This window comes from Vibrio sp. 1159 (assembly GCF_033340395.1).
Taxonomy (GTDB): domain Bacteria; phylum Pseudomonadota; class Gammaproteobacteria; order Enterobacterales; family Vibrionaceae; genus Vibrio; species Vibrio alginolyticus.
This window is the reverse complement of the sequence record NZ_JAWOWL010000063.1, coordinates 1-7866: the sequence shown is the minus strand read 5'-3', so window position 1 is coordinate 7866 and position 7866 is coordinate 1. Positions and strand designations below refer to the sequence as shown.

Here is a 7866-nt window from a genome sequence, read left to right as displayed (position 1 = left end):
TGGATTTTTTCAGCACCCCGCCAGCCCCCGCCCCTGCTGGGTTTGCAGGTTTGGGGGCGTGACAGTTAACGGGGGGGTTCGTGACAGTTAACGGGGGGGGGCGTGACAGTTATTGCAGGGGTCAGCCTGCCGCCTTGGGCCGTGCGATGTCGTACTTACCCGCCGCATACTCGTTCACCGTCCAGCCCAGCGCGATCAGCTCCGGCAGCGCCTCGCGCACCCGCTGGCGTCTCTTGCGCATGGCGGCCCCACTGGCCTCTGACGGCCAGACGTAGCCGCACAGGGTATCTATGGCCGCCTTGCCGGTCTTGCCGGGGTCGATCCAGCCACACAGCCGCTGGTGCAGCAGGCGGGCGGTTTCGCTGTCCAGCGCCCGCACCTCGTCCATGCTGATGCGCACATGCTGGCCGCCACCCATGACGGCCTGCGCGATCAAGGGGTTCAGGGCCACATACAGGCGCCCGTCTGCCTCGTCGCTGGCGTACTCGGCAAGCAGCCGGAAGCCCTGCCGCTTGCGGCCATTCTGGGCGATGATGGACACCTTCCAAAGCCGTTCAATGCAGTCCCTGATGGGCTTTGAGTCCTCGATATTGGCATAGCCTATTTCACGAGCCAGCGCCCGATAGCTACCCTTGACCACCATGGCGTCAGCGGTAACGGCTTCCCATTTGGGTTCCAGGAACAGCCGGAGCTGCTGCCCGCCGGGGGTCTCCGGTTCTGGCTCTAGCACCAGACCACTAGGCCCGGCCATGGCCACCAGCCCCTGCAGGATGCGCAAATCATCAGCGCCCAGCGGCTCCGGGCCGCTGAACTCGATCCGCTTGCCGTCGCCGTAGTCATACGTCACGTCCAGCTTGCCGCGCTTGCGCTCGCCCCGCTTGAGGGCACGGAACAGGCCGGGGGCCAGACAGTGCGCCGGGTCGTGCCGGACGTGGCTGAGGCTGTGTTTGTTCTTAGGCTTTGCCACGAGGCACCCCCTTGCTCTTGTGCTGCTTTTCCAGCACGGCGGGCTTGAGTACCCCGCCGTCATGCCGCCTGAACCAGCGGTCTTTGAACGGTGCCCCATAGTTGGCCTTGCTGACTCCAAAGCGGACGAAATAGGGCCGCTGCGTGTCGTCTACGCCCCATTCCTCGGCCTCACCGGTGGTCATGCCGGACAGGTACGATTGCCAGCGGATGTTATCCACCAGCACGGACGATCCCCGGCTGGCCTGCTGCTGGTCGCCTGCGCCCATCATGGCCGCGCCCTTGCTGGCATGGTGCAGGAACACGATAGAGCACCCGGTATCGGCGGCGATGGCCTCCATGCGGCCAATCACTTGCGCCATGGGGCCGCTGGCGTTCTCTTCCTCGATGTGGAACCGGCGCAAGGTATCCAGCACCATCAAGCGGCGTCCCTCAGCGGCTCGCTTGAGGCCGTCGAACCACTCCGGGGCCATGATGTTGGGTAGGCTGCCGATCAGCGGCTGGATTAGCAGACCGTCAGCCACGGCTTGCCGTTGCTCGTCGGTCAGGCGTTCCCCCAATGCGTGCAGGCGGTGATGTATGGCGGTGGGCGGGTCTTCGGCGGGCAGGTAGATCACCGGGCCGGTGCGCAACTCGCCCACGTCCAGCAGGTCGGGGCCGCCTGCGATCTGTGCGGCCAGTTGCAGGGCCAGCATGGACTTGCCGGCCCCACCGGGGGACACCAGCGCCCCCACGGTGCCGGCCACCATGTTGGGCAGTACGTAGTCAATCGGTGGCGGTAGCTCTGTGAAGCTCGCCAGAATGTCGATAGGCTTATGGGTAGCCATTGATTTGCCTCCTGTGTAGGCGGTTGGTGGTTAGGCGCTGGCGGGGTCACTACCCCCGCCCTGCGCCGCCCTGAGTTCTTCCAGATACAGCCGCAGCGCCTCGGCCTCTGCGTCTGTGGCCCATATCTTCCGGGCCTTGCGGCCCATGGCTCGCTGCTGCTCGGCAAAGCGGGCCTGTCGTATAGCGTTGGGGGTGGCCAGCAGGTTGCCGGTACGCTTGTCGTGTTGGTCTTTCATATTTCCTCCGCATTAGAGCTAACACCATAACAGGCATTAGCTCTAATGCAAGTGTTTTATCCTAATGTCGGCCCTCGGTACTGCTGTTTCTCGGCCTGCTTCGCCAGCTCGGCGCGGGCCTCCTGCACCTGCGGCAGCTCCATCACCTTCTGCACCGTACGCTTGATGTAATCGGCCTCATGGCCCGTCTTGCGCTCCATGATGGCGGGGCTGGCCTCGGCCATGGCCTTGCCGATCTCGTCCGGCTCCCGGCCCTTGCTGGCCAGCTTCATGGCCGCGATAAAGTCGCACTTGCTGAGGTCGTCACCGTACCGCTTGACCAGCCCGGCCATTTCGCTGCGGTAACACCTGAGTTAAGCCGCGCCGCGAAGCGGCGTCGGCTTGGACGAATTGTTAGGCCGCATATCGCGACCTGAAAGCGGCACGCAAGACCTCAACCTTTTCCGCCCCGAGTGAGGTGCATGCGAGCCTGTAGGACTCTATGTGCTTTGTAGGCCAGTCCACTGGTGGTACTTCATCGGCATAGTAAAAGTAATCCCAGATGATCGCCTCCCAGCTGTTACAACGGACTGGCCGCCCGGCGATGACGCCCTCAGCCGCCTCTGGGCACGAGCCCTGCGGAGCCTCCGCGATTTCATACGCTTCGTCTGCCCACCAAGCAGGTTCGCAGTCAAGTAACTCATCCCCGATCTCCGCTAAGAATCCATAGTCCAACTCCTCCATGACGCGCCCGCCGAGCATTTCAACTATTGCCTCGAGCTCGCCGCGCCTCTCGCCGGGAAACGTCAGATCAATATCATCGTGCTTGCGTGTTACACGCCCTAGCCGTGCATCGATCGCCCAGCCCCCACCGATCCAGAGCGGCAGATTTCGCTCATCTGCCGCAGCTAGAATTTTGTGTATCAATGTGACCTGCGTTGTGTCCATGCGGCCTAACGGTTTGGGCTATGGGCAGTGGCGGTTTGCGTGAGCCTTTCCTGTCAAACCGAGAAAACGCTCGGGCGGGCTACCGACTTTGCAAATTGCACTTCAACCCGCCATTGCCTATGAGCCAGTGTTAGCGGTAGTTTTTTATTTATTCAAATAGTAATCCCACGTTATTTTTGCAATGTCTGAAATAATCTTTTCATTAATTTCCGAAGTTTCTTTGGACTCTGCAACAAATACGCTTATAAAAATTAATTGTCCATTCGGTAAAGTAATTACCCCAACATCATTAGTGGCTGCTGCAATTCCATTATTTATTCCGGAAGTCCCTGTTTTATGAGCAACAATTGTATTCTTTGGTAATTGTCCTTTTAATCGGTTACTTCCTGTTGTTGTTTCTCTCATAATTTTCCAAATAAAATCATAACTTTTTTTAGAAAGTAATTGGTTCTTATTATTATAAGTATCTATTAACAGTTTGTTCATCGCTGTTGGGGTTGCCCAATTTTGATATTGGGTATTCCAATCCTTGTGCATTTGTTCTTCGTTTGCTTTGATTGAAATATCAGTGAAATGATTAGCATTCAAGAATTTTTGAACAGAATCAGTTCCTCCGATTAATTTTAGCAAAATATCACAACCAATATTGTCGCTCTCTGATACTGTATAATTTAGTATTTGTTCAATCGTCAAAGTTGTTCCATTAGGGAATTCCTCTTTAATCGGACTCCACATTTTAGGCAAAAGGTCTTGAGGGGTAATCTCTATTTTTTGTTCAAAAGAAAGATTCCCTTTATCTATCTCAGACAAAACGGCTAAAGCAATCGGAAATTTCATAACGCTTTGCATCGGGAAATGGAAGTCGTTATTAATCTTCAAAGTATCCTTCTCATTGCTGTTGAATATTGCTACTCCTATTCTGGCATTTTTTGCCTTTAAAACATTCTCAATTTTCAAAGTTAAGTTGTCAGTTTGAGCATTTGAATACGCAATTGTAAAAAATAAACTTAACAATACTAATAATATCCTTTTTACGATTTTCATATGTCTGTACTCCTATCTGGTTAAATTACCGCTAACACCTGAATTAAGCCGCGCCGCGAAGCGGCGTCGGCTTGAATGAGTTGTTAGGCAACACCGCGCTTTCTCTCGAAGGCTTGTCGTGTTTGAACCATGTAAACCGCCGGCCCGTCAGGCGTGGTGATGATCTTCTCCCGCACGAATCCTGCCTTCTCATAGCAGCGTATGGCTCGATGGTTGTTCGGAGTCGGGTCGGTCTGAATCTTCGTCACGGTGGGGTCCGAGAACAGTAGTTCAACGAGAGCGCGGACAAGCCTTGTTCCTAGGCCTTTGTTCAACTGTGTCGGGTCAGCCAGAGACTGGTCTATTCCTCGCACTCCTGGATCAGTTTCATCTTCCCACCAGCCATCACCGCTTCCGAGCGCGACGTACGACTGAGCATAGCCGATCGGTTCCTCGCCCAGCATTGCGATGTACGGTGTTACGGACTCTTCCGCCATCGCTCTGGGCAGGTAGTGTTCCAGCACTTCATCAAGAGTCGGTCGCTCTTCGTCACCACCCCACCACTCAACGATGTGCGGCCGGTTGAGCCAATCATGGAGCATCGGCAGGTCGCGCTCGGTCATGAGGCGAAGAGTTATGGGGGGGGTGCTCGCGGCCTTGCGGCCCATGGCTCGCTGCTGTTCGGCAAAGCGGGCCTGTCGTATAGCGTTAGGGGTGGCCAGCAGGTTGCCGGTACGCTTGTCGTGTTGGTCTTTCATCTCAAACCCTCCATTAGAGCTAACAGTATACCACCAGTTAGCGCTAACGCAAGCATTACATACTTAAATCTGGCCCCCGACTGCGCTGCTTCTGGGTCTGCTTCGCCAGCTCGGCGCGGGCCTCCTGCACCTGCGGCAGCTCCATCACTTTCTGTACCGTGCGCTTGATGTAATCGGCCTCATGGCCTGCCTTGCGCTCCATGATCGCGGGGCTGGCCTCGGCCATGGCCTTGGCGATCTCGTCCGGCTCCCGGCCCTTGCTGGCCAGCTTCATAGCCGCAATGAAGTCGCACTTGCTGAGGTCGTCACCGAAGCGTTTGACCAACCCGGCCATTTCGCTGCGGTAGTCGTCCACGGCGCTGCGGCGATACCGGCGCACACTCCGCGGGGCGGTGATCTCGGCCAGTCGTGCCGTCCGTTCCTGTTGGCGCTTAATGCTGTCCAGCACCTGCCCGGCCTGCTGCATCAGCTCCGGCCCTGCGGTGGCGGTCTTGCCCTTGGATTCACGCAGCAGCACCCACGGCTGATAACCGGTGCGGGTGGTGTGCTTGTCCTTGCGGTTGGTGAAGCCCGCCAAGCGACCATAGTGGCGGCTGTCGGCGCTGGCCGGGTCGGCGTCGTACTCGCGGGCCAGCTTCCGGGCGATTACGCCCCTGTGACCTGCTGGGGCGTCCTGAGCCACTTTTACCCATGCCTGATAGTTCTTGGGGCTGGTCTCCACGATCAGCGCCGGCTCCCGGCCCTCGGCTTTCATGTCATCCAAGTCGAACTCACTGAGATCGTCCACCAGCACCAAACCATGCCGCTCCTGCTCGGCGGGCCTGATATACACGTCATTGCCCTGGGCATTCATCCGCTTGAGCCATGGCGTGTTCTGGAGCACTTCGGCGGCTGACCATTCCCGGTTCATCATCTTGCCGCTGGCGGCATCCCGTATGCCGATGTCGTACCGGTCGCAGCCCATGGCCTTGAGCTGCCGGGCGATGGCTTGCGCGGTGCGGTCACCCTTTACTTGAGCTTGAAAACCAGCCATATACCCCCCTGTTGTTCGATGATTTGCGGCTCCAGCCAAAGCCATGATGCGATCAGCAGCGCCAGAATAGGCGTCACGGAAGCGATCAAGACCCCGGCCCACAACTTCCATGTCCAGCCACGGGCGGCGCTCCGGGCGCTCTGCGCGGCGCTGCTCACCTCGGCGGCTACCTCCCGCAACTCCTTGGCCAGCTCCACCCATGCCGCCCCTGTCTGGCGTTGGGCTTTCAGCCACTCCGCTGCCTGCGCCTCGCTGGCCTGCTGAGTCTGGCTCATGACCTGCCGGGCCTCGTCGGCCAGTGTCGCCATGCTCTGGGCCAGCGGTTCGATCTGCTCCGCTAACTCGTTGATGCCTCTGGACTTCTTCACTCTGTCTATCGCGCTCATGCTCGATAACCTCCCGGTATTCTTGTAAGTCGATGATCTGGCCGTTGGCCGTGTCGATGGCTAGGGCGGTGTCGGCCCGCTCGGTGCGGATGCCCCGGCCCTCCATCTCCACCACGTTGGGGCCAAGATGGATGCCCGGCAGGCGCTCGATGCCCTGCGCCTCAAGTGTTCTATGGTCAATGCGGGCGTCGTGACCAGCCCGCTCTAATGCCCGGTTGGCATGGTCGGCCCATGCCTCGCGGGTCTGCTCAAGCCATGCCTTGGGCTTCAGGCTCTCGGACTTCTGCGCCCCGCCCCGCTCTGGCTGTTTGGCGTTGTACCGCTTGAACCACTGGTCAGCCGGGCGCTCGATACCGTCGTTCTTCCGCTCAGAGATCATCAAGTGGCAATGGGGGTTCTCACCTTTACCGGCATGAATGGCCAGCGTATACGGCAGGCGCTCGCCCTCGGTCAGATGCCGGGCGAATTCGTCCACCAGCTCCCGCTGCTGATCTAGGGTCAGTTCGACCGGCAGGGCAAACTCAACCTCTTTGAACAGCCGCCCATTGGCGCGTTCATACAGGTCGGCAGCATCCCAGTAGTCGGCGGGGCGCTCGGCCCACTCGGGCAGGTGGCCGGACTGAGTGTGCAGCACCTCGTCACGGTCGCGGGAGTAACGGCCCTCCCGCTGGATGTAATCGGCTTTCGCCTTGGCCGACTGGCCGCCGTTCCGGCTGCCGGTCTTGGCCGTAAGGTGATAGATGGCCATAGGGGTTTAGCTCCATGCAATGGCCCTCGGAGAGCGCACAGCCCCAAAGGGGTGCCCGCAGGGCAGTTTCTCGAAGAGAAACCGGTAAGTGCGCCCTCCCGTTAGAATGACGGTCGGGGTTTGCGGTGTCTGTGCTCCGATGATAGCATGATGGCAAGCACATAACCAAGGGGAATGTCAACATGGCAAAAGCAGCGGAACGGCTCGCCAAGCTGGAAGAGCAACGGGCACGGATCAACGCCAAGATCCAGCGGGTCAGGGCACGGGAGCAGCAGCAAAAGCGCAAGGAGGACACCCGGCGCAAGGTGCTGGTAGGCGCGTGGATACTCGGCAAAGTCGAAAGCGGCGAGTGGCCAGAACAGCGCTTGCTCGATGGGCTGGACAGCTACCTAGAGCGCGACCATGACCGGGCGCTGTTCGGACTGCCACCCAAGCAGGAATAGCAGCCACAGGAGCATGGCCAGCCGGAGCCGCAAGAGGGGCAAGGGTGAGCTTCTACCGGCTGACACCTGCCGAGATCGAAGCCCTGCAGCAAGAGATGCGAGAGGCGGGCGCGACCATCAAGGCGGAGATAGCCAAGCGCAAGGTGGCCAGCATGGCCCCTGCGGGGCTTCACACGCGCCCCCGCCCTGCGGGCAGGGGTAAAGGCCGCTAAAGCGGCTAAAGGCGTCTGCGGCTTCCTGTGGCGTCTGTGCATGGGGTTTGGGTTTGCGGGCCTTGGCCCGCCTTTTCCCTACCGCGGAGCGGTGGGGGCGGTGTGTAGCCTAGCGCAGCGGATAGATCAGTTATCCGGCCTCTGGCCGGGCATTTTGGGCAAGGGCAAACAGCGCCCCACTAGGGCGCTGTTAACCGCGCCTAGTGGATTATTCTTAGATAATCATGGATGGATTTTTTCAGCACCCCGCCAGCCCCCGCCCCTGCTGGGTTTGCAGGTTTGGGGGCGTGACAGTTAACGGGGGGG

The 7866-nt window shown here is 59.0% G+C and carries 10 protein-coding genes and 1 pseudogene; 1 reads left to right on the top strand and 10 read right to left on the bottom strand.

Translation table 11 applies throughout. The annotated features are described in order from the left end of the window. Positions 1–121 precede the first annotated feature (121 nt). The 10 genes and pseudogenes from repC to R7127_RS25545 all read right to left on the bottom strand — a co-directional run. Positions 122–967 carry a replication protein C, IncQ-type gene (gene repC, locus R7127_RS25590; protein WP_112928757.1) on the bottom strand — a complete coding sequence of 282 codons (846 nt, stop codon included), beginning with the start codon at positions 965–967 and terminating at the stop codon, positions 122–124. Next, a complete protein-coding gene (locus R7127_RS25585) occupies positions 954–1793 on the bottom strand; it encodes a helicase RepA family protein (protein ID WP_169573183.1) in 840 nt (279 codons plus the stop codon). The genes repC and R7127_RS25585 overlap by 14 nt, the downstream gene beginning before the upstream one ends. A 30-nt stretch (positions 1794–1823) precedes the next feature. Further along, the gene (gene urfF / locus R7127_RS25580; protein WP_112928753.1) at positions 1824–2030 is read right to left on the bottom strand and encodes a plasmid repression protein F; all 207 of its coding nucleotides are present in this window, start codon (positions 2028–2030) and stop codon (positions 1824–1826) included. A 56-nt stretch (positions 2031–2086) separates the two neighbouring features. Next, complete coding sequence (locus R7127_RS25575) at positions 2087–2362, bottom strand: hypothetical protein (RefSeq protein ID WP_223847821.1); 276 nt, start codon at positions 2360–2362, stop codon at positions 2087–2089. A 61-nt stretch (positions 2363–2423) separates the two neighbouring features. After that, positions 2424–2957 carry an aminoglycoside nucleotidyltransferase ANT(2'')-Ia gene (aadB, locus tag R7127_RS25570; protein WP_000381802.1) on the bottom strand — a complete coding sequence of 178 codons (534 nt, stop codon included), beginning with the start codon at positions 2955–2957 and terminating at the stop codon, positions 2424–2426. Positions 2958–3101: 144 nt separating this feature from the next. Beyond that, positions 3102–4001, bottom strand: coding sequence for an extended-spectrum class A beta-lactamase VEB-18 (locus R7127_RS25565; RefSeq protein WP_065825678.1), 900 nt, complete (start codon positions 3999–4001; stop codon positions 3102–3104). 83 nt (positions 4002–4084) lie between these two features. Continuing rightward, complete coding sequence (locus R7127_RS25560) at positions 4085–4648, bottom strand: AacA4 family aminoglycoside N(6')-acetyltransferase (protein WP_112928758.1); 564 nt, start codon at positions 4646–4648, stop codon at positions 4085–4087. 145 nt (positions 4649–4793) lie between these two features. Further along, on the bottom strand, positions 4794–5771 hold the full coding sequence (locus R7127_RS25555; protein WP_011117301.1) for a DNA-primase RepB domain-containing protein: 978 nt from the start codon (positions 5769–5771) through the stop codon (positions 4794–4796). Beyond that, positions 5747–6157 (bottom strand): IncQ-type mobilization protein MobB, encoded by a 411-nt coding sequence (locus tag R7127_RS25550; protein ID WP_011117300.1) that lies wholly within the window; start codon positions 6155–6157, stop codon positions 5747–5749. Before R7127_RS25550 ends, R7127_RS25555 begins: the two co-directional genes overlap by 25 nt. 106 nt (positions 6158–6263) lie before the next feature. Further along, positions 6264–6905, bottom strand: a pseudogene (locus R7127_RS25545) (MobA/MobL family protein); the annotation flags it as partial. 182 nt (positions 6906–7087) lie between these two features. Here R7127_RS25545 and R7127_RS25540 point away from each other — a divergent pair. Further along, positions 7088–7348, top strand: coding sequence for a mobilization protein (locus R7127_RS25540; RefSeq protein WP_169573164.1), 261 nt, complete (start codon positions 7088–7090; stop codon positions 7346–7348). Positions 7349–7866 lie beyond the last annotated feature (518 nt).